The following is a 21,110-nucleotide window of genomic DNA, read 5'->3' on the forward strand; positions in this document are numbered from 1 at the left end:
TGATTATTATTTGCTGATTTTCAGGCGTTATCCGTGAACTCTCCCTTAAGCATTATTGTCATTGCCCAGTTACTGGGCACCTCCTTGTGGTTTACGCCAAATGGTGTGGCCAGCGCTCTTATGGTCAATTGGGAGTTATCTCTTAATCAGCTGGGATACTTAACGAGTGCTGTACAATTTGGGTTTATTATTGGCACATTATTTGTTGCTTTTAGTGGTCTTGCTGATCGATATCGTGCCAGCCGAATTTTCACAATCAGTGCTGTATTAGGAGCGCTGTTTAATGCACTTTTTATTGTATCCCAAGGGAGTTTTACATCAGCATTACTATGGCGATTTTTGACAGGTATTTGCCTTGCAGGTATTTACCCTTTAGGGATGAAGTTAGTCGTTAGCTGGGTACCGAACAAAACAGGCCATGCACTAGCGTGGTTAGTAGGAATGCTGACGTTAGGGACTAGCTTGCCTCACGCAATGCGAGGCATGAGCAGTGGTTTTGACTGGCAGTGGGTTGTGCTGGGCGCGTCATTATTGGCACTGGTGTCTGCTTTTATGATTTATCGGCTGGGCGAGGGGACGCACTTACCGGCAAGTTCTGTGATGATATTAAAGGGTAAGGCGCTTGCCGCATTTCGAGTACCTGAGTTTAGGGCGGCCGCTTTAGCTTATTTTGGACACTGTTGGGAACTCTATGCTTTTTGGACTCTCCTGCCTGTTATTGTTCTAGCAACACTTGAGCAAGCCAGTCTTTCTTTATATTACGCACCATGGGTATCTTTCATTATCGTCGCGATAGGAATGCCGGGATGTTTAATAGCAGGGCTTTTAAGCCGTGAATGGGGTAGTGCTAAAACGGCATATTTGATGCTATTTATTTCAGGGATAATCTGCTTTATTTGGCCATTCTTTGCTGAATCTAGCATTGTTTTGGTTCTATTCTTGCTGTTGCTATGGGGAGCGACTGTGATTGCTGATTCGGCTCAATATTCCGCACTGGCAGCGGCTAGCTGTCCTAAGGAGTATTTGGGTAGTGCTTTGTCTCTTATGAACAGCATTGGGTTTTTGATGACTATTTTTTCTATTTCGTTAACCACCATGCTGTATTCACATATAGGTAACTATGTAGCTTGGTTAATGTTACCCGGACCGCTTGTTGGTCTGTGGAGTATGCGTATGCTTTTAATCTCAGATCCAACTAAATAATGAAAATTAATCACACCTGCTGTTTGGGGCCATTAGTTTGGAATATTTAACTCTAATGTATCGCCGGATTGCTGTAACTCCAAATGCTTAAGAAAGCTCATGCCTAACAAAGCCGTTTCGCCGTTCATATAGGGGTTGATATGTCCTCGTACATTAGTTAACACTATATGGCCCAATTGCACCCTGTCTATTAAGGTTGAATAAACCTCAATTGAGCCGTTTGCGGTACCGACTTGCACAGCAGAGCCTTTCTCAAGCCCTATTCGCTCCGCTATATTTTCAGGAACGCTGATGACGGTAGCGCCAGTATCCAGCAAAAAAACTATGGGCTGTTCATTTACGAGTCCAGAGGCGACATAATGTCCTTGTCTATTTCGTTTAAGTACAACGGGTGTACCTAAATCGACATTGGCTGCTGATAATACTTGATTAGGATTTTGCTGCTCGTATAACCAATTATTAAATAGCAGGGTGAGAAGGGCAAGTGCAACTAGCCAAGTCAGGTGGCGCATAATGCTAGAGACCTTATCTATAGTAGTAATTTATTTGTCCTCTTATCATTTTCATCATTAGAAAGCTGTATAAAGGTAAAGTTCATTGAGCAGGGAGTCTGGCCTATACTCATAACAGTATCAGGTAATACCCTACGGAGATATTATGCGGCCTATGTTGGAAAATGTTGGATCTATGCTGGCAGAGTATTTGTCGGCTGCACGAGACGACAATACATTTGTAGCGACAAGTTCGCCAGAAAAGTTGGCATCCAGTATTAAAAAAGGTGATGTGTTGTTGGTCGAAGGTACAAGCCGAGTAAGTACGGCGATTAAATACCTTACCCAATCTACATGGTCTCATGCTGCTGTGTATATTGGCGATAGTATGGATTTGTTGGACCAGCCTGACGAGGCTAGAACACTCATTGAAGCAGATATTATTGAGGGCGTTAGAGCGATTCCTCTAAGTACTTACTATGATCAGCATACGCGTATTTGCCGGCCTGCAGGTCTTTCAGGGCATGAAATAGATGATGTGATTAAATATTTGGTATCACGTTTAGGCGATCAGTATGATCGTAAAAATATTTTTGATCTAGCTCGATATCTTTTTCCGACACCCCCTATTCCAACACGTTGGAGGCGGCAGTTACTTCAGCTAGGAAGTGGCGATCCTACACGTGCAATTTGTTCATCCTTAATAGCTGAAGCTTTTCAGTCTGTGCATTATCCGATACTTCCCTCGGTTGTGAATGGCGAGGAAATAGGTCAAAGAGAAAGAATGCTATATAGCCGGCACTCTAGCTTATTTACACCAAGAGATTTTGATGTGTCGCCTTATTTTAAGGTGATTAAACCCATGTTGGAAAAAAGCTTTAATTACCACAATATTGTTTGTTGGGGGGATCCGTTACCCAGTAGTAATGCATTGGCAATAGAATCTGAAAAAGAAAGTGTCATTATTGCACCTGTTTCTGTTGATAGTTCGACTGTTAACTCTTCCAGCAAGACATTAAGTAATTAGTGTGTAAAGAAGCAAATGTGAATATTAAACAGTAAATACAATCGTTTATGTAATAGAGAAATTATTAATGAGCCAGCATCAGATAGAGTTACTTGTTAAGTCATGTATTCCTTTGATTATTATTGAGACAGATGAAGAGAACCAAGCTCTTGGCTTGATTACTGGCATGCGTTCTGTACTGCAACGTCCTATCTTTAAATGGAGCCTAACAGAAGGGTTTGAACGACTTGATCAAAAAATGGCAGCACAGAAACTGTTTGCTAAACCAACAGATGCATTAGGTCATATCAAGTCTGTACATTTACCCGGTGTGTATATTCTGGCAGATTTTCATCCATTTATTGATGACCCAATGCATGTTCGTTTGTTAAAAGACATAGCACTTAACTTTGATCAACTCGGTCATACACTGATCTTGATTAGCCATGCCTTTGATATCCCAGTGGAGCTAAGGAAGCTAAGTGCAAAGCTGGAGCTATCATTGCCGAACAGAGTGGAATTAGAGCAGATTGTCAGAGAGGAAGCCCGTCAATGGACAAGGCAAAATGGCCAGCGAGTTCAAACAGATAACGAAACGTTAGACATGCTAGTGAGTAACCTCACTGGTCTATCTCGCATGGATGCAAAACGCCTAGCGCATAACGCAATTTATGACGATGGAGCTATTACACATAACGATATGCCTAATGTTACTCAGGCAAAATATGAATTGTTAAGTGACGACGGGAATTTAAGTTTTGAATATGATACAGCTAAATTCTCAGATATAGCGGGATTTGCACGCCTTAAAACATGGTTAAACGAGCGTGAAGCCTTTTTCAAAGGTGATGCAAAAGTAGCACATATGCCAGCGCCAAAGGGTGTTTTATTACTCGGTGTTCAGGGGTGTGGTAAAAGCTTAGCCGCGAAGGCTGTCGCTGGCGCATGGAAAGCTCCGCTTCTGCGTTTGGATTTTGGTTCTTTATATAATAAATACTATGGTGAAACAGAGAAAAATCTTAGAGATGCATTAAAAACAGCAGAGGTTATGTCTCCTTGTGTGCTGTGGTTGGATGAGATTGAAAAAGGTATCGTGAGTGAAGGTGGAGATAGCGGCCCGGCTAAACGAATTTTAGCTACATTACTCACCTGGATGGCCGAGAAGAAAGCTCCCGTTTTCTTAGTGGCTACAGCGAATGATATTACAGCATTACCGCCAGAGTTAGTGCGTAAAGGGCGCTTTGATGAAATTTTCTTTGTAGATTTACCAACAGATGAAGTACGTTTCGCTATATTTGATATTCACCTAAAACGTCAAAAACAAGCCCCGGAACGGTTTGACTTTGCACGATTGGTTGAGGTTAGTGAAGGTTTTTCAGGTGCTGAAATTGAACAGGCTGTTATCTCAGCATATTATTCCGCACATGCGCAAAATGTTTCTTTTTCACAAGATTTATTAATGAATGAGCTACGTAAAACACGTCCATTATCAATTGTGATGTCTGAACAGATTCAGTCTTTACGATATTGGGCTAAGGAGCGTACTGTGCCTTGCGATTAGTCTCTTAAGAGGTTTTCTAAATGCTGAGTGAGGTAGTTTTTTTCTGCCTCACTAAGGCGCAAACCAAGCTTTGTTCTTCGCCAGAGAATATCCTCAGAAGTAAGAGCCCATTCATACGTTAGCAAGTAATTAATTTCGGCAGAATATAAGCCAGCGCCAAAATTCTCCCCTAAGCATTTTAATGACGATGCATCATTTATCAATGTGTAAGAAAGTGTGCCGTAAGTGCGAACATAACGAGCGCGAAGTTCTGACGGTAACCAGGGGTATCGCTTTCCTAGGTCATTGGATAGTGACGCATGGTCTTTAAAGTCGCCTCCAGGAATGGGTGTGTTTTCTGTCCAGGCAGCGCCTACATCGCTATAGTATTCACCCAGTTTATCAACGGCAGCTTCTGCTAGTTTTCGATATGTGGTGATTTTACCTCCAAAAACTGAAAGCAAAGGAGCTTTACTGTCTGCTGTATCAATTTCAAAACTGTAATCTCGACTAACGGCTTGAGCTGAATCAGATTCATCATCGTCTAAGAGAGGACGTACCCCTGAATAGCACCAAGTAATGTCATTAGAACTTATTTGGGCTTTGAAGTGTTCATTGGTCACCGTTATTAGATAATCAATCTCTTCTTTACTAATGGATACTGCTGAAGGGTCTCCTTCATATTCAACATCCGTTGTACCTATAAGTGAATATTTATTTTCATAAGGGATGACAAATATTATTCGATCATCTTTATTTTGTAGGATAAATGCTTCTGGCCCTTTGTAAATACGTGGAACAACAATATGACTGCCTTTCACAAGCCGAATTTTTTTTTGTGAAGAGCTCGGTACAGACATTAGCTGGATTACATTTGAAAGCAGGTCAGTGACCCAAGGCCCGGAAGCATTGACAAGTGCTTTTGTAGCAATAGTTTGTATTTCTCCGTTCAGCGTATTTTGTAATGTGACTACCCAGTGATCAGCGTACCGTTTGGCGTTGATACATTGTGTGCGGGTTTTAATTGAGGCGCCTGCATCGTGCGCAGCCATGGCATTTAAAATGACTAATCGCGCATCATCTACCCAGCCATCGGAATATTCAAAACCGTTGCTTATTTCTGAAACAAGAGGGCTATTAACATTAAACTCGATCCCTTTAGAGGGGCCTAATGTGGTGCGAGTTGCGAGATGGTCGTATAAAAAAAGCCCGGCTCTAATCATCCATGCAGGGCGCAAATGTGGTTGGTGCGGTAATAAAAAACGCATTGGCCAAATAATATGAGGTGCTTTTTTTAATAATATCTCGCGTTCTGTTAGTGCTTCTTTGACTAACCTGAATTCATAGTGCTCCAGATATCGTAGGCCCCCATGAATAAGTTTGCTACTGCTAGAAGAGGTGGCGGAAGCTAAGTCATTCATTTCACATAGCATTACATTTAAACCTCGCCCAGAGGCATCTGCAGCAATCCCCGCACCATTGATACCACCACCAATGATTAGCAGGTCGTAGGTTGAGGGTTGATTACACATACTTAGAAGACCTCTGCGCTATAGATAATGGCTAAATAGCATAAGCCAATGGGAATAATGGTTCGGTAAGATTCTGTTTTATCGTATAAGCGAGGAATAAGCGATTAAAATGAATAGAGATTAATCATGTTAAATGATCAAGTTCTGGTGGACGCCAGCATGAACCATTAGAATATCATTGGTTGATGAGAACGCGTACTGAGTTGGCGAGCATTTGAAGGCTCGTATCCACCTTGATGAAAAGTAATAAAATAGAGGAACAACAAAGATCAATATTGCACAATGCTACCCAGTAAAAGCGTTACGGCTACGCGTTTTATTGGCAATTACAGTCATCGTTTTTATCGTGGGACTTGTAACACCCATCATCACAATGACAAAATTTTTGTTATTAGAAAATACCTTCTCCGTAATGAGTGGGGCATTAGGTTTACTGCAAGAAAAACAATTTTTCTTATTCTTAGTAATTACCAGTTTCAGTATTGTAATACCGCTGTTAAAAATGGGCATTCTCTATAAGTTGCTGAGCTCCAAGCAGCAAGCAACGGTGCATTTGGATAGGTATTTACATTGGATGCATCTATTCGGTAAATGGTCGATGTTAGATGTTTTTGTTGTTGCAGTATTAGTAGTGGCCGTGAAGCTAGGTGCGATAGCGAGTGTAGAAATGCGCTTTGGCCTGTATGCTTTTACAGCGGCGGTGGTACTCACTATGTACATAACCGCAAGGGTCGTTAATTTAGCGGATAGTTTACCCGCTGATAAGAAAGAAATAAGCATAGATAAGCCGTAAACGAATGTGTCATCGAAGGGTTATAGCGCTCTTATTTAGATATTTAGGAAGGTAATGTGACAGATAATCAGACAAGAAAAAAACCAGTGAAAGCTGATAAGGGCCACGACTTTACCAAGAAATATAAAGTATCAGTATGGGCATCACAACACCCTTATGCAGATGTTCCTGATGATTATTTTGAAGAGACATTTAGTAAAAATAATACCCGAGCGGTTAATACGTGGTCAAAAAACTTTAACCTTAAATACTTCATGCCTGATAATTTAGAAACCAATGGTGCTGAAGAAGGGCGAGTTAATATTGAAGTGGCAGCCGGTGAGTGTTCATTTTCTACTTCATATATCGAAACCTTGATGAGTAAGGCCAGAAAGAAAAAACTTGAAGAAGTTAGTTGGATCATCATGTTGTTTGAAGTTGAATATAGTCTCAAAATTTCGGGTGTAGAAAAAGACAAGTATATGACTTTTTTAGGTGCATTTGATTATGATGATGCAGCAGAAAATGTGTATGAAGTCGAAGATTTAGAGGAAGACGAAGAGGGCTATGATCAAGAAGATGCTGAAAATAACCCTATTGATCCTAGCTAATATCTGTCGGTAAGAGCTTTGGTTGAATACTGCATCACTCGTTGAGGCGATGCGGTTCGAGTTCAACATGCGTAATGCGTAAGCTCAGCATAATGACTTTACCCTGGTAACGATCCTCTCCCGTTGACGAGAATTCGAATATATATCGTCGCCATACTCTGAGTTGTCCATTCTCATCTCGTTTTAACCATAAGGCCCTAAGGCTGACACTTTCATCTAATAACTGCAATGACATCTCTTTGCAGTGCTTGCGTGCGGCATTGAGCGCAATTTCTCTCACTTGTTGAGCCGACCACCAATACCATAGGCAAAGACAAATCAGGGTAAACCATAGCAAATCAGAAAATTCTATAAACATGGCTATAATACTTCGATAGATTTTGTATCAGTTTGAGGTAAAAGACGTCGAAAATAAAGGCCGTTAACCTAATCACTCGGTTCGTTGGAGAGCAGTAAGAATCTGTAATGCGAATAGTTGAGTGAAATGCTATGGTATAGTCATCAGAAGTGCAATAGATACTATGGCGATAGAAATAAAGGTTGGTATGAATCTAGGTAAGTTAAAAACATTAAACGAGTTAACACTGGAAAATGCTTATCTTGATTTTCCTGAACATTTCTATCATAGAGTAGATCCTAGTGGATTAAAAAACGCACATCTCATTAGCTTCAATCCTGATGTTGGAAAAATATTGGATTTAGATCCATGTTCAATTTCGCCTTCTGACTTAGCGCGTTTTTTTGGTGGTGGTGACGTTTTACAGGATAGTAAACCTTTAGCGATGAAGTATGGTGGACATCAGTTTGGCCAATATAATCCTGATTTAGGCGATGGTCGCGGTTTGTTATTGGGAGAAGTATTGAATAACAAAGGAGAACGTTGGGATCTGCACCTTAAAGGCGCGGGTAAAACAGCGTATTCTCGTTTTGGTGATGGCCGTGCAGTACTGCGCTCCAGTATCCGTGAGTACTTAGTCAGTGCTGCTATGCAAGGTTTAGACATTCCGACAACGCAGGCGCTATGCCTTGTTGGTAGTGAAGAGTACACCATGCGAGAAGGGATGGAGCCTTGCGCCAAGGTACTACGTGTTACTCAGTGCCATATTCGCTTCGGGCATTTTGAGCATTTCTACCACACACACCAGCATGATAGCCTTAAAATACTCGCTGACTACTGCTTGGAACGTTACTTCCCAAAGCATAAAAAACAGTTCCCGAAGCACTGTGCCGCTGCCTATCTAGCAATGTTTAAAACAATTCAAGATCGATCAATTGCTATGGTAGCCAAATGGCAAGCGTATGGTTTTGTTCATGGTGTAATGAATACCGATAATATGTCAATTTTGGGTGAAACCTTTGATTACGGACCTTATGTTTTTATGGATCAGTATCGACCCGATTTCATCAGTAATCATACGGATTATGAGGGTAGATATTCCTTTAAACGTCAACCCGATATCATGTTGTGGAATTTGTCTTGTTTGGCACAGGCCTTATTACCCCTGATTGAACGAGATGAGTTAGTCGCTGTTCTAGATGAATACAGGGACCTATATGTGAAGGCTTACACACAACAGATGCGTTTACGTTTAGGTTTGGTGAGTGAGCAAGAAAACGATGCAGCATTGATTGATCAATTAACCCAATTAGCAACTGAGCAGCGGATAGATTTAAATAGATTCTTACGTGATTTATGTAATTTTCAGCCAGAGAACGATGTGACTCTACATCAGTGCTTGAGCCATTTCAGTCATCCCGTAGCAGCGACTAGCTGGTTGGTTGCTTATACGCAGAGAACCGAGCAAGAAGAAGCTGGTTTCAGAACACGCCAGCAGCAGATGCTCAGTGTGAATCCCTGTTATTTACTACGCAGTTATATGCTGGAAGAAGCTATACGTGAGGCAAACGATGGAGATTATCGTTTGGTTAATACCCTGCAAAGCGTTGTTCGTAACCCATTTGAAGCAAAAGATGAATATACCCGCTATGCAGCTCAACCGCCGGAGTGGGCTGGGGGCATAAGCCTTAGTTGTTCATCATGATGTTAAAAAAGGCTCAACGATTGTGTTATAAGCGTAATGTTTCAGTTTCTACGATGTAATGATGTTAATTAAATGAGTTGCTTAAAGGACCACTCCATTGGGATAATTGTGTCATTGTAAGTGACTAATAGTGTTTTTGAGGAAATTTCATGCCATTGCTTGATAGCTTTACCGTTGATCACACCCGTATGCATGCCCCTGCTGTTCGTGTGGCTAAGTCGATGCAAACGCCGAGTGGCGATACCATAACCGTGTTCGATTTGCGTTTTTGCTTGCCAAATAAAGAGATTCTCAGTGAGCGTGGTATTCATACGTTGGAGCATCTTTTCGCAGGCTTTATGCGTGATCACCTTAATGGTGAAAATGTAGAAATTATTGATATCTCTCCAATGGGCTGTCGCACAGGTTTTTACATGAGTTTAATCGGTCAACCCGATGAGAAAAAAGTAGGTGATGCTTGGCTGGCCGCAATGGATGATGTAGAAAAAGTTCAAGTTCAGAGTGATATTCCAGAACTAAACGAATATCAGTGTGGAACAGAAGCGATGCATTCACTCGATGAAGCTAAATTGATTGCTGCTGATATTAAATCACGTGGTATCTCAGTGAATAGCAATGACGAGCTGAAACTTGATCCTGAGTTCTTGAAAAGTCACTCTTAAGTAATAACTGTTAAGTAAAGCCCGATTTTTAAGATAGAATCGGGCTTCTTTTTGAAGGGTATTATGCATTACTTAGATTGCCGAGTTGAGAGGGCGTTGTGTTTATCTGCTTGTGATCCGAGAAATAGAGAACCAACCCCACCGCCCACGACGAGCACTACACCTGCAAAAGAAAGCCAATCCGGTATTTGGGCCCAAAAATACCATCCCCAGAAACCCGTAAAGACAACACCTGTATAGCTTAGTGGCGAGATGATAGATGCTTTCGCGTAAACATAGGCTTGTGTGTATAACCACATCGTTAACCAAATTGATAAGCCAATCAGTGCCATCGGTAATAATGCTTTTGTAGGAATCTGTTGCCAATTAAGCATGGCTAAAGGCAAGCTGGCAGCGGTAGAAAAAGCAAAATAATAAAACAACACTCGATTAGTAGGCTCAGTACGTGTCAGCATGCGTGTTGTAATAATAGATCCTGCTAATGTTATTGCAGAGCCAAAGCCAACTAAGTGCCAAATATTCAAAGAATTACCATCGGGTTTAAGGATGAGGCCTATGCCTAAAAGGCCGATAGCTATTGGAACCCAACGAACCCAAGAAAAATGGGTTTTGTGTATTATTAGTACCAAAATAGGGACGCATAGAGGGGCTGCATTACGTAGTAGAGATGCATCAACCAAAGGTACGTGTGCAATTGCTAGGTAATATGTATAGAAGCATGCCCAACCGCACAGTGCGCGTATTATATGTAAAGTCAGTTTTTCTGTTTTAATACCGCGCAGGCCTTTCTTTGCCAACCAAGGCAGCATAAACACAATGCAAATAGTATATTGTACTGCGACAATGATCTCGATAGTCACCAGAGTGGCCGTGTATTTGATCAAAGCGGCAGCTACACTCATGACGAATGCTGTTGCTATGGCATAAAAGGCACCGAGGCCAATATTTTCAGTTGGGGATAAGATCAATTGAGAATCCTGATACTTCAATTACAATAGGCACTTACACGCCCGCTGGAATATATAAATGGAAGATATTTCCGTATTTTTAGTACAAAACTGGTTAAATTTGACAGCACTTGCTTGGTTCCTGATCTGTTTTCGCGGATATATTTTTTATGTCAAGCGAAAGAGCTTTACCACGCCTTGTCTTGTCAGTGTAATGCATATGTATCGTCAGGAATGGATGATGCGAGTAATGGAGCGAGAAAATCGTATCGCTGATACATCAGCCATTGCTAATCTCGAGCGTAGTGTATCCTTTTTTGCTTCAACCACAATGCTGATTTTAGCCGGTTTAATGACAGTTTTAGGCTCAACGGATAAAGCAATAGATCTGGTAGCAGATATTCCATTTGCAGTACTCGCAACTCGGCAAGAATGGGAACTTAAAATCTTGCTGTTAATCGTTCTATTTATTTATGCTTTTTTTAAGTTTACCTGGAGTTTACGCCAATACGGTTTTGCTTCTGTCATGATTGGTGGAGCGCCTTCACCTGAAGAGAATGTATCTCAGCAGGTGAAGCAAGTTACAGCGGATAGAATCGCAAAGATGGCATCTAAGGCGGCTAACAATTTCAATACAGGTTTGCGCACTTTCTATTTTAGTCAAGCCGTTTTAGGTTGGTTTATCAACCCGATACTCTTTATGTGCTTGGCCACTTTCATTGTTTATATACTGTATCGTCGTGAGTTCAACTCTTCGACTTTACACATATTAATGATGTCATCTGAACCCGAGAGAAAACAATGAGCGAACAAATACTGCAAAAGTGCCAGCGCTTTATAGGTGCTCTAGCACATATGCGTAAGTTGCAGATGCAGGTGATAAAGGCTGACGAGAAAAGTGTCACCGTTGTGTTGCCTGTTCAAGGACAATTGGTTAGCAATGAATTAGATACCTATATGCATGGAGGGGTACTAACAACGTTGGTGGATACAGCCACTAGTTTATCAACGATACCGGCATTAAAAGAGTATGAGTTATGCCCGACTTTGGATCTTCGGATCGATCATATGTCGGCTCCGGTTGCTAGCCAACCGATGTATGCTCATGCGGAGTGTTATCGAGTTACACGTAACGTGTTGTTTACTCGTGCGACTGTGTATCAGGATAACCCAAGTAAACCTGTCGCTTATGCCATATCAACTTTTATGCGCCCTGGCTCCGGTAATACAGATCTTGCTTTTAAATCACTTGTTGATGGTGTGAAGGAAACTATTTAATGGACTTGTTACAGCAACGAGTTAACCAAGCACATGCTAGCGGAAACTACCAACCCGTTATTGACCTTATTCCTTATGCGGGTGTTTTAGGCGTACATTGTGAACGTTTTGGCGAAGAGATGATTTTTCGTTTGCCGTGTAACTTGGATAATATTGGTAACCCAACAATCCCTGCGATTCATGGTGGGGTGATAGCTTCCTTTATGGAGTTAACCGCAGCTTTTCAGTTGACGCTTCAGTTGGAACATCCAGCGTTAGCTAAAATCATAGATTTTTCGGTTGATTATATGCGAGCAGGACTGAATCGGGATACTTTTGCAATGTGCACTGTTGAGCGACAGGGGCGCCGGGTTGCGAATTGTTCAATCATTGCCTGGCAAGAGCGCAAAAGCCAACCGATCGCTTCTGCACGTGGGCACTTCCTACTCGATTCCTTCTCGTCGCTGACATAATCTACAAAAATACCCTTGAAAAGCAAAACAGTGCCCCCATCTCTCAGGAAGTGAAAAAATCATTTTTCTAAGAGAATAAGGTACTGTATCTATGAGCACAGAAACGCAGAAAGAAACGCTTGGTTTTCAGACAGAAGTAAAACAACTCCTTAATCTGATGATCCATTCTTTGTACTCGAACAAAGAGATCTTCCTGCGCGAGCTGATCTCCAATGCATCAGACGCGGCTGAAAAATTACGCTTTAAAGCACTATCAAATGGTGCGCTTTATGAAAATGACGGAGACTTAAAAGTCACTGTTAGTTTTGACCCAGAAGCAAAAACCGTCACAATCGAAGATAATGGCGTAGGCATGAGCCGCGATGACGTTATCGAGCACCTGGGCACTATTGCTAAATCAGGTACAGCGAGCTTCTTAGGTCAGCTAACCGGTGACCAAGCGCAAGATAGCCAGTTAATCGGTCAGTTTGGTGTCGGTTTCTACTCTGCATTTATTGTGGCTGAGCAAGTTGATGTTTACACACGTGCTGCCGGCACACCGGCTGCTGAAGGTGTCCATTGGAACTCTGCTGGTGAAGGTGAGTTCAGTATTGCGACTATTGATAAAGCAACGCGCGGCACACAAATCGTATTACATTTGAAAGAAGGCGAAGAAGAATTTGCTGATGGTTCGCGTCTGCGTAACCTCGTACGTAAATATTCAGATCATATTGCTATGCCAGTGATGATGATGCAAGAAGCCCCACTTGGTGAAGAAGGCACTTCAGATGAAGCTGCTGAAGGCGAAGAGCAAGAAGTAGCTCCGCTGGAACTGGAAACAGTTAACAGTGCTACCGCTTTGTGGACGTTGAACAAAGGCGATATTGCTGAAGAAGAATATAACGAATTCTATAAGCACATTTCGCATGACTTCGGTAACCCGCTAACGGTAGGCCATAACCGTGTTGAAGGTAACCTAGAATACACTAGCTTGTTGTATGTGCCAGAAACAGCACCTTATGACTTGTGGAATCGTGATGCACCCCGCGGTTTGAAATTATACATCCAGCGTGTTTTTGTGATGGACCAGGCTGACTCTTTCCTACCATTGTACTTGCGCTTTATTAAAGGTGTAGTTGATTCAAACAACCTATCACTGAACGTATCTCGTGAGATTCTACAGAAAGATCCAAACGTTGATAAATTGCGTTCGGCACTAACAAAACGTGTATTGGATATGCTGACTAAGCTGGCTAAAAATGAGCCAGAAAAATATGCTACTTTCTGGAAAGCATTTGGTAGCGTGATGAAAGAAGGGCCAGCTGAAGATTACACGAACCGTGAAAAAATTATGAAGCTGTTGCGTTTTGCATCCACTAATACAGACAGCGATGAGCCAACAACATCTCTGGATGAATACATTAGCCGCATGCAAGAAGGCCAGACCAAGATCTACTACGTGGTCGCAGAAAACTACAATACAGCTAAAAACAGCCCTCACCTAGAGATCTTCCGCAAGAAAGGTATCGAAGTATTGTTGATGACTGAGCGTGTTGATGAGTGGATGATGAGCCACTTATTCGACTTTGACGGTAAGTCGCTTCAAGATGTTACCAAAGGTGAGTTAGAGCTCGGCGAAACTGAAACCGAAGAAGATAAAAAAGCACAGGAAGACGCAGCTAAAGAAGCTGAAGGCCTAGTTGAGCGTTTGAAAACACGTCTTTCAGATAAAGTATCTGATGTACGCGTAACGCATCGCTTAACTGAATCTCCAGCATGTTTAGTATTGAATGCTTACGACATGGGTGCTCAAATGCGCCAGATTATGGAAGCGGCGGGCCAAGCTGTTCCAGATTCTAAGCCAGTATTTGAAGTGAACTCTGAGCATCCATTGATCCAAAAGCTAGATCAAGAGCCTGATGAAGACCGTTTTGGTGAATTGGCACTAATCATCTTTGATCAAGCTGATTTAGCTGCTGGTGGACATTTGTCTGATCCTGCCGCTTATGTTGCGCGTCTGAACAAGTTATTGCTTGAGTTAAGTCAGTAAATTTTTGAGTAATACTTTAAAGCGGGCCTTTGCCCGCTTTTTTTGTGCCTGAAAGCCAACACTTTTTTATTTTTAATCTAACTTATATAGAAGAGAAGTTTAAAAAGAAGGGGATAGTTGGCTATGAAAGCATTGTGGGTTTTGGGTGCGGCCTCCGGTATAGCACTGAGTTTTTCGGCGATGGCATTTGACGGTGAAACCATTGTGGAAAAACATTGTAAGGCTTGCCATAAAATAGGTCTTGCTGGGGCGCCTAAACTGGGTGATAAAGAAGCATGGGCGCCCCATTTGGCTACGGGTGTTGAAGCGATGGCAGCGACAGTGCTTAAAGGGAAAGGAGCCATGCCTCCAAAAGGCACTTGTGGGACTTGCACGCCAGAGCAAATATTGGCTGCTGTTGAGGCGTTAATTGCAGATGTTAAATAACGCTTATTGATATTTAAAGAGGCTGCTTATTGAGCGGCTTTTTTATTGTTATTAAATATGCTTCAATCATTCGTTCTCACTCATGTTTACTTTTATTGTATTGCTGCTCTGAAGGCAGCTGCATGCAGATGTAACGCAAACTGACGATGGCCAAATGAAAAAATTGATAATGTGTGCAGGTTTATTGTTATTGCCTATGTTGAGTAATGCTCAAGAGCAGCGCTCTGATGATTATGTAGAATATCGCCAAGCGGCCTTTAATGTGATGGGCTGGCACTTTAAAAAAATGGGAGCGATGATTCAAGGGCGAATTCCTTATGATGCAGTCGAGTTTAAGCGCCGTGCTGTTGCTGTTTCTATGTTATCGGCATTGCCTAGTGAAGGTTTTTTACCGGAAACACAAAAAACAGAATTACCGACACGTTTGAAACCTGAAATGTGGTATCAAAAAGAGCGTTTTGATAAGTATATGCAAGACTTAATACAGGCAACGGCAGAGCTTGCATCACAAGCAGGTATGGAAGATAAGGACGACCTTAGGCCTGCTTTCGGCAAAGCGGCTCGCCAGTGCAAGACTTGTCATGACCGTTTTCGGGAAAGTAATTAGGTAGGCTGTCCGGCACGTAAAATTGATCCTAAGATATCTACTCTTAAAAGTGGGTATTTAAATAAAGGTCTTCAACTTTTGTACGTGCCCATGGCGTTTTACGGAGAAATTTCAAACTTGATTTTATGCTCGGGTCACTTTGAAAGCAGCGAATATTAATGAGTACCCCTAACTGCTCCCACCCATAGTGTGCTTCTAGCGCGGTAACTATTTTTTCGAGAGACAATCCGTGTAACGGATTGTTCTTTTGTGCTTCTTTTTGCTGCTCACTCATTGAATGTTTCATCCTGCGGCTAATGATTTCTTATGTGGGGCTATTTATTAGATGTGCTGAAGATTATACGCAATTGAATAAGCGATAGCTTCGCTATCTTGTTTGGATTTACTTTTAATCTTTAATGTAATCCTTCTGTCGTAAATGGGCTTTGTCTCGGCGGCGTTAGTCATGGCGCACAACTGTCCGACCGCTATTATCTCTCTAAAGATGTTTTTCCACCAGAAGCCGCGTTTATTGACCTGAGACTCCACACTCAGAGAACCTCACCCAGGGATTATGGGCTTCTGGTTTTTCTTATATATTACCTGAGGTCGTGTAAACGGCGTTTAAAGCCGCTCAAATAGAGGTTGGTGCTAATTTATGATGTTGGTAATAGCTCAAAGCTCCTCTATTCGTGTCTTTGGGGTCTTTGATAGCGTAATGTATGACCATGGGCGGTATGGTTTGGGGTTTTTTTAATGAATGAGTCGAGTACTGATAATCAAGGTGATAGCGTTTTTATAACGAAGAAAGTTGGGTTTATGCTACTCAATAATTTCACAATGATATCACTAGCTTCTGCTGTGGAACCCTTGCGCATGGCAAACCAGTTGAGTGGGGAAACGCTCTATGAATGGTTTACTCTTACCGAAGAAGGTCTGCCTGTTAGTGCAAGTGATGGTATTAGGATAACGCCTGATTCAAGCCTACTTGATGCTGTTCAGTTAGATACCATTATCGTCGCTGGAGGGCTAAATGTTACGCGTGCATTTACTAAGATTCAGCTCAATTGGCTTAAAATGCAAGCACGTAAAGGTTGTCGTTTAGGGGCGGTTTGTACGGGCGCTTATGTTCTAGCTGAGGCAGGGCTATTAGATGGTTATGATTGCAGTGCGCATTGGGAATATATAGCAGCGTTGCAAGAGACCTTCCCGCGAGTGCATTGTTCTAATCGATTATTTAGTATTGACCGTGACCGCATGACTTCTACAGGAGGAACGGTGCCACTTGATATGATGTTACACATGATCAAGCAAGAGCATGGTACGTTACTGTGTACGGCGATCTCGGAAATGTTTATTTGTGACCGTATTCGCAGCGAAACAGATAAGCAAAAAATACCATTGCAGCATGTCTCAGGTACAACTCAGCCTAAGTTGGTAGAAGTCGTTGGTTTGATGGAGGCCAACCTAGAAGAGCTAATTGATATGGATGAGCTGGCGCATTATGCCGGGCTTTCTCGGCGTCAGTTAGAGCGACTATTTCTTAAATACTTGCAATGCTCACCTTCAAAATACTATTTGAAACTGCGCTTACTACGCGCGCGCCAACTATTAAAACAAAGTAACTTACCTATTATAGAAATTTCTACCGCCTGTGGATTTGTATCGACACCTCACTTCAGTAAATGCTATCGAGAACAGATGGGTGTCCCCCCTAGTGAAGAACGCTCTGGTAATTCTCGGGTTAAAAATATAAAGCAGAACGTATCAGTCACAACCAGGCAAGTCTCTCAAGGTGACCAACCACAAAGAAGGCAGCTGAAGGTACAAGAGCAAGGGTTATCTGATGCAAAGAAAGAGCAGCAAGCGGCTTCTCTTTACGATGAAAAAAACTCTGTGTATCAGGAGAAAAAACGAGACTCAATCGCTAGTGATGCCTTGGTTCAGGCGCGCTCGGAGTCCACGTTTGGTAGTGTGCGTATCAAAAAATAATTATGTGCCCCCATGGTGCTTAATATCAGTCATCAGCTTCTGTGACTTAGTTCTTATCTCGCTTCAAACTAGTTCCAACTATCCCATGCTAAGCCGCGTTTATGTCGTAATAAATCACAAGTGACGGTTTTGGTAACAAGGGAGTCGCTTCCAGCGTCTTGATGATCTTCGTGAAATTTTACACTGGCCAGAATGTTGGGGAGATTGATTTATTCGGTCTGTCCCTCACTTCAAGAAACGCACCTGTTGAGGTGTTATTGAATCAGGGCTGAGTAATAAGCGAAAAGCCCGGGATAGAAGGATAGAGAAATGAACGCTGCTGAACTGCACAAAGACGCCATTGTTATTGATGGCTTGATCTGCGCGAAATGGAATCGTGAGCTTTTTGAAGATATGTCAAAAGGTGGGCTGACTGCCGCTAACTGTACTGTGTCTTTCTGGGAAAATTTTCAGAATACGGTAAATAATGTTGTTGAGATGAATCAGCTGATTGAGGCGAGCAGTGATCTGCTTCTTAAAGTGCATACCACTGCAGATATTCATCGCGCTAAACAGGAAGGCAAAACCGGCGTCATGATGGGCTTTCAGAATGCTAATGCTTATGAAGATCAGATTGGTTATGTGCAGGTATTCAAAGACCTCGGCGTTGGTATCGTTCAGATGTGTTACAACACTCAGAACCTAGTAGGTACTGGCTGCTATGAGCGCGATGGTGGTTTGTCTGGTTTTGGCCGTGAAATTGTTGCTGAAATGAATCGTGTTGGCGTCTTGTGTGATCTGTCTCACGTGGGTGCTAAGACCTCTGAAGAAGTCATCCTCGAATCTAAGAAACGTGTTGCGTATTCGCACTGCTTACCTACCGGCTTAAAAGAACATCCTCGAAATAAGTCAGACGCTGAACTGAAATTTATAGCAGACCACGGTGGTTTTGTGGGCGTTACCATGTTCGCTCCTTTCCTGAAAAACGGCATTGATTCGACTATCGAAGATTACGTAGAAGCGATTGAGTATATCTACAACATTGTTGGTGAAGACAGCATTGGTATTGGTACGGACTTTACTCAAGGTCAAGATCAGAACTTTTTCGAATATCTGACTCACGATAAAGGCTATGCGCGCCGTTTGACGCGTTTCGGCAAGATTATCAACCCAGAAGGTATTCGCACGGTTGGCGAATTCCCTAACCTGACCGAAGCATTGCTGCGTCGCGGTTTCTCCGAAACACAAGTACGCAAAATTATGGGCGAGAACTGGGTCACGCTTCTCAAGGATGTTTGGGGCGCCTGATCACCTACATACTGACGCCGCACTGCTTGGCGATGTGGCGCTAGCATTAAGAATTAGCACAAAGAATTAAAACAAAAAGAATTTTGAGGTTAGAAGAAATGAGCGTACACGCACCAGAAATGCCAATTGATGTTAATGATGAAACCGGAGTATGGACGACTGATGCGCTGCCGATGTTATATGTGCCGCGTCACTTCTTTGTGAACAATCATATGGGTATTGAGGAAGAGATCGGTGCTGAGAAATACGCCGATATTCTCTATAAAGCAGGCTATAAATCAGCTCATTACTGGTGCGAGAAAGAAGCAGCTGAACACGGCATGTCTGGTGCCGATGTATTTGAGCACTACATGAAGCGTTTATCGCAGCGTGGTTGGGGCTTCTTTATTACTGAAGAACTCGATCTTGAAAAAGGTACCGCCAAAGTACGCTTGGAAAACTCTGCCTTTGTTTATCAGTACGGAAAAGTGAATCGTAAAGTTGATTATATGTTTACGGGTTGGTTTGCCGGAGCAATGGATCAGATTGCAGAAAGCTTGGGTTATGAAGTGCGCACTAAAGCCATTCAGACTCAGTGTGCTGCAGAAGAAGGCTGTGACGTCGGGTACTTTGAAGTAGCACCATTATAAACAGCGATATAAAGGGTGTTGAAAACGCCACGAACGTTTTCAACTGCTTTTTAAGTGTGAAAAAAGTTAACGCAGCTAAGAACCGTCTGCGCCAATAATAAAATCGAAACGGGTCATCAGGCTAATAGTCTTAGCTCTGTGTGACCTGTCAATCTGTAAAGGTGGGGTACGATCATGTCCCAGTTTGATATCCTGTTTGAACCGCTAAAAATTAATAACCTTACTATTCGTAACCGTATAGTGAGTACCGCGCACGCCGAAGTTTATGCAACCGATGGCGGAATGACGACTGAACGCTATGTTAAGTATTACGAAGAGAAAGCCAAAGGTGGTTGTGGCTTGTCGATCTGTGGTGGTTCCAGTGTGGTATCGATAGATAGCCCGCAAAGCTGGTGGAGCTCCGTTAACCTGTCGACTGATCGTATCATTCCTCATTTTCAAAATCTTGCTGATGCGGTACATAAGCACGGCGGTAAGATTATGATTCAAATTACCCACATGGGACGCCGCTCCCGTTGGGATGGCGGTGATTGGCCGAACCTGATGTCGCCATCGGGTATTCGTGAACCTGTTCATCGCGCTACTTGTAAAACTATTGAAGAAGAAGATATCTGGCGCATTATTGGTGATTTTGCACAAGCCGCGCGTCGTGCAAAAGAAGGCGGTTTAGATGGTGTTGAGTTATCTGCCGTGCACCAGCACATGATTGATCAGTTTTGGTCGCCGCGTGTGAACAAGCGTACCGACCAATGGGGTGGTAGTTTAGAAAATCGTATGCGTTTTGGTATGGAAGTGCTAAAAGCCGTACGCGAAGAAGTCGGCCGTGACTTTGTCGTCGGTATTCGTATGTGTGGTGATGAATTCCACCCAGATGGCCTGAGTCACGAAGATCTTAAGCAGATTGCTAAGTACTATAATGATACTGGCTTATTGGATTTCTTCGGTGTGGTGGGTTCTGGTTGTGACACCCATAATACGCTGGCAAATGTTATTCCGAATATGAGCTACCCACCAGAGCCATTTCTACATCTTGCCGCTGGCATTAAAGAAGTAGTGGATGTGCCGGTTATTCACGCGCAGAACATCAAAGACCCAAATCAAGCTAAACGTATACTTGAAGCGGGATATGTTGATTTTGTCGGTATGACGCGTGCCCATATTGCTGATCCGCATATCATCGCAAAAATAAAGAATGATCAAGTCGATCAGATTCGCCAGTGTGTCGGCGCTAACTACTGTATCGACCGTCAATACATGGGCTTGGATGTTCTGTGTATTCAAAATGCTGCTACCTCGCGTGAACATATGGGGATGCCGCACATCATCGAAAAAACTACCGGTATTAAGCGAAAAGTCGTAGTGGTTGGTGGTGGGCCTGGAGGTCTTGAAGCTGCACGGGTCGCTGCAGAGCGCGGCCATGATGTGACGCTTATTGAAAAAGAAGAAGAGCTGGGTGGGCAGGTAGTGATTGCTGCCAAAGCACCGCAACGTGACCAGATGGCGGGTATCACTCGCTGGTTAGCAATGGAAGTGGAACGTTTAGGTGTTGATGTTCGACTAGGAACCAGTGCTGATCCAGAGCTTATCCATGAGCTGAAACCTGATGTATGTATTTTGGCGACCGG

22 protein-coding genes are annotated in these 21,110 nt (G+C 42.7%); 17 read left to right on the forward strand and 5 right to left on the reverse strand.

Annotated features, from left to right (window positions below):
- Window positions 1-33: 33 nt before the first annotated feature.
- Window positions 34-1,203, forward strand: coding sequence for an MFS transporter (locus tag QZZ55_RS10950; protein ID WP_293267365.1), 1,170 nt, complete (start codon window positions 34-36; stop codon window positions 1,201-1,203).
- Window positions 1,204-1,235: 32 nt separating this feature from the next.
- Here the strand turns inward: QZZ55_RS10950 and QZZ55_RS10955 are convergent, their stop codons facing one another.
- Window positions 1,236-1,715 carry a TIGR02281 family clan AA aspartic protease gene (locus QZZ55_RS10955; RefSeq protein WP_293267366.1) on the reverse strand — a complete coding sequence of 160 codons (480 nt, stop codon included), beginning with the start codon at window positions 1,713-1,715 and terminating at the stop codon, window positions 1,236-1,238.
- 145 nt (window positions 1,716-1,860) lie between these two features.
- Here QZZ55_RS10955 and QZZ55_RS10960 point away from each other — a divergent pair, with 145 nt between their 5' ends.
- Entirely contained in the window at window positions 1,861-2,721 is an 861-nt protein-coding gene (locus QZZ55_RS10960; RefSeq protein WP_293267367.1) for a YiiX/YebB-like N1pC/P60 family cysteine hydrolase, read from the forward strand.
- A 67-nt stretch (window positions 2,722-2,788) separates the two neighbouring features.
- Window positions 2,789-4,261 (forward strand): AAA family ATPase, encoded by a 1,473-nt coding sequence (locus QZZ55_RS10965; RefSeq protein WP_293267368.1) that lies wholly within the window; start codon window positions 2,789-2,791, stop codon window positions 4,259-4,261.
- Here QZZ55_RS10965 and glpD read toward each other — a convergent pair.
- On the reverse strand, window positions 4,258-5,772 hold the full coding sequence (gene glpD, locus QZZ55_RS10970; protein ID WP_293267369.1) for a glycerol-3-phosphate dehydrogenase: 1,515 nt from the start codon (window positions 5,770-5,772) through the stop codon (window positions 4,258-4,260). The two genes, QZZ55_RS10965 and glpD, sit on opposite strands and share 4 nt — an antisense overlap.
- 319 nt (window positions 5,773-6,091) lie before the next feature.
- Here glpD and QZZ55_RS10975 point away from each other — a divergent pair, with 319 nt between their 5' ends.
- Together QZZ55_RS10975 and QZZ55_RS10980 are read left to right on the forward strand one after the other, a co-directional pair.
- Window positions 6,092-6,565 carry a paraquat-inducible protein A gene (locus QZZ55_RS10975; RefSeq protein WP_293267370.1) on the forward strand — a complete coding sequence of 158 codons (474 nt, stop codon included), beginning with the start codon at window positions 6,092-6,094 and terminating at the stop codon, window positions 6,563-6,565.
- Window positions 6,566-6,621: 56 nt separating this feature from the next.
- Window positions 6,622-7,155 (forward strand): immunity 22 family protein, encoded by a 534-nt coding sequence (locus QZZ55_RS10980; protein WP_293267371.1) that lies wholly within the window; start codon window positions 6,622-6,624, stop codon window positions 7,153-7,155.
- Between the two features lie 34 nt (window positions 7,156-7,189).
- Here the strand turns inward: QZZ55_RS10980 and QZZ55_RS10985 are convergent, their stop codons facing one another.
- Window positions 7,190-7,513, reverse strand: coding sequence for a DUF3301 domain-containing protein (locus QZZ55_RS10985; protein ID WP_293267372.1), 324 nt, complete (start codon window positions 7,511-7,513; stop codon window positions 7,190-7,192).
- A gap of 163 nt (window positions 7,514-7,676) precedes the next feature.
- Between QZZ55_RS10985 and QZZ55_RS10990 the strand changes: the two genes are divergently transcribed.
- Window positions 7,677-9,197 carry a protein adenylyltransferase SelO gene (locus QZZ55_RS10990; RefSeq protein WP_293267373.1) on the forward strand — a complete coding sequence of 507 codons (1,521 nt, stop codon included), beginning with the start codon at window positions 7,677-7,679 and terminating at the stop codon, window positions 9,195-9,197.
- A gap of 149 nt (window positions 9,198-9,346) precedes the next feature.
- Complete coding sequence (luxS, locus tag QZZ55_RS10995) at window positions 9,347-9,859, forward strand: S-ribosylhomocysteine lyase (RefSeq protein WP_293267374.1); 513 nt, start codon at window positions 9,347-9,349, stop codon at window positions 9,857-9,859.
- A 68-nt stretch (window positions 9,860-9,927) separates the two neighbouring features.
- Here luxS and QZZ55_RS11000 read toward each other — a convergent pair whose 3' ends face one another.
- Entirely contained in the window at window positions 9,928-10,827 is a 900-nt protein-coding gene (locus tag QZZ55_RS11000; RefSeq protein ID WP_293267375.1) for a DMT family transporter, read from the reverse strand.
- 58 nt (window positions 10,828-10,885) lie between these two features.
- Between QZZ55_RS11000 and QZZ55_RS11005 the strand changes: the two genes are divergently transcribed.
- The 6 genes from QZZ55_RS11005 to QZZ55_RS11030 all read left to right on the forward strand — a co-directional run bounded on the left by QZZ55_RS11005 (window position 10,886) and on the right by QZZ55_RS11030 (window position 15,598).
- Window positions 10,886-11,611 (forward strand): DUF599 domain-containing protein, encoded by a 726-nt coding sequence (locus tag QZZ55_RS11005; protein ID WP_293267376.1) that lies wholly within the window; start codon window positions 10,886-10,888, stop codon window positions 11,609-11,611.
- On the forward strand, window positions 11,608-12,084 hold the full coding sequence (locus QZZ55_RS11010; RefSeq protein ID WP_293267377.1) for a PaaI family thioesterase: 477 nt from the start codon (window positions 11,608-11,610) through the stop codon (window positions 12,082-12,084). Before QZZ55_RS11005 ends, QZZ55_RS11010 begins: the two co-directional genes overlap by 4 nt.
- Entirely contained in the window at window positions 12,084-12,536 is a 453-nt protein-coding gene (locus tag QZZ55_RS11015; RefSeq protein ID WP_293267378.1) for a PaaI family thioesterase, read from the forward strand. Before QZZ55_RS11010 ends, QZZ55_RS11015 begins: the two co-directional genes overlap by 1 nt.
- Window positions 12,537-12,627: 91 nt before the next feature.
- Window positions 12,628-14,565 carry a molecular chaperone HtpG gene (htpG, locus tag QZZ55_RS11020; protein WP_293267379.1) on the forward strand — a complete coding sequence of 646 codons (1,938 nt, stop codon included), beginning with the start codon at window positions 12,628-12,630 and terminating at the stop codon, window positions 14,563-14,565.
- A 123-nt stretch (window positions 14,566-14,688) separates the two neighbouring features.
- A complete protein-coding gene (locus tag QZZ55_RS11025; protein WP_293267380.1) occupies window positions 14,689-14,991 on the forward strand; it encodes a c-type cytochrome in 303 nt (100 codons plus the stop codon).
- 154 nt (window positions 14,992-15,145) lie between these two features.
- The gene (locus tag QZZ55_RS11030; RefSeq protein ID WP_293267381.1) at window positions 15,146-15,598 is read left to right on the forward strand and encodes a cytochrome c; all 453 of its coding nucleotides are present in this window, start codon (window positions 15,146-15,148) and stop codon (window positions 15,596-15,598) included.
- Window positions 15,599-15,641: 43 nt separating this feature from the next.
- On the opposite strand, the gene QZZ55_RS11035 is transcribed toward QZZ55_RS11030, so the two are convergent.
- Complete coding sequence (locus QZZ55_RS11035; protein ID WP_293267382.1) at window positions 15,642-15,872, reverse strand: VF530 family protein; 231 nt, start codon at window positions 15,870-15,872, stop codon at window positions 15,642-15,644.
- Between the two features lie 461 nt (window positions 15,873-16,333).
- Here QZZ55_RS11035 and QZZ55_RS11040 point away from each other — a divergent pair, with 461 nt between their 5' ends.
- The 4 genes from QZZ55_RS11040 to QZZ55_RS11055 form a co-directional block, all read left to right on the forward strand.
- Window positions 16,334-17,569 carry a GlxA family transcriptional regulator gene (locus QZZ55_RS11040; protein WP_293267383.1) on the forward strand — a complete coding sequence of 412 codons (1,236 nt, stop codon included), beginning with the start codon at window positions 16,334-16,336 and terminating at the stop codon, window positions 17,567-17,569.
- A gap of 309 nt (window positions 17,570-17,878) precedes the next feature.
- On the forward strand, window positions 17,879-18,856 hold the full coding sequence (locus QZZ55_RS11045; protein WP_293267384.1) for a dipeptidase: 978 nt from the start codon (window positions 17,879-17,881) through the stop codon (window positions 18,854-18,856).
- A 98-nt stretch (window positions 18,857-18,954) separates the two neighbouring features.
- Entirely contained in the window at window positions 18,955-19,485 is a 531-nt protein-coding gene (locus QZZ55_RS11050) for a 4-vinyl reductase (RefSeq protein ID WP_293267385.1), read from the forward strand.
- A gap of 174 nt (window positions 19,486-19,659) precedes the next feature.
- The coding region (locus tag QZZ55_RS11055; RefSeq protein WP_293267386.1) for an NADH:flavin oxidoreductase at window positions 19,660-21,110 on the forward strand (1,451 nt) is incomplete at its 3' end.

The sequence above is a fragment of the Neptunomonas sp. genome, assembly GCF_016744175.1.
GTDB lineage: Bacteria > Pseudomonadota > Gammaproteobacteria > Pseudomonadales > Balneatricaceae > Neptunomonas.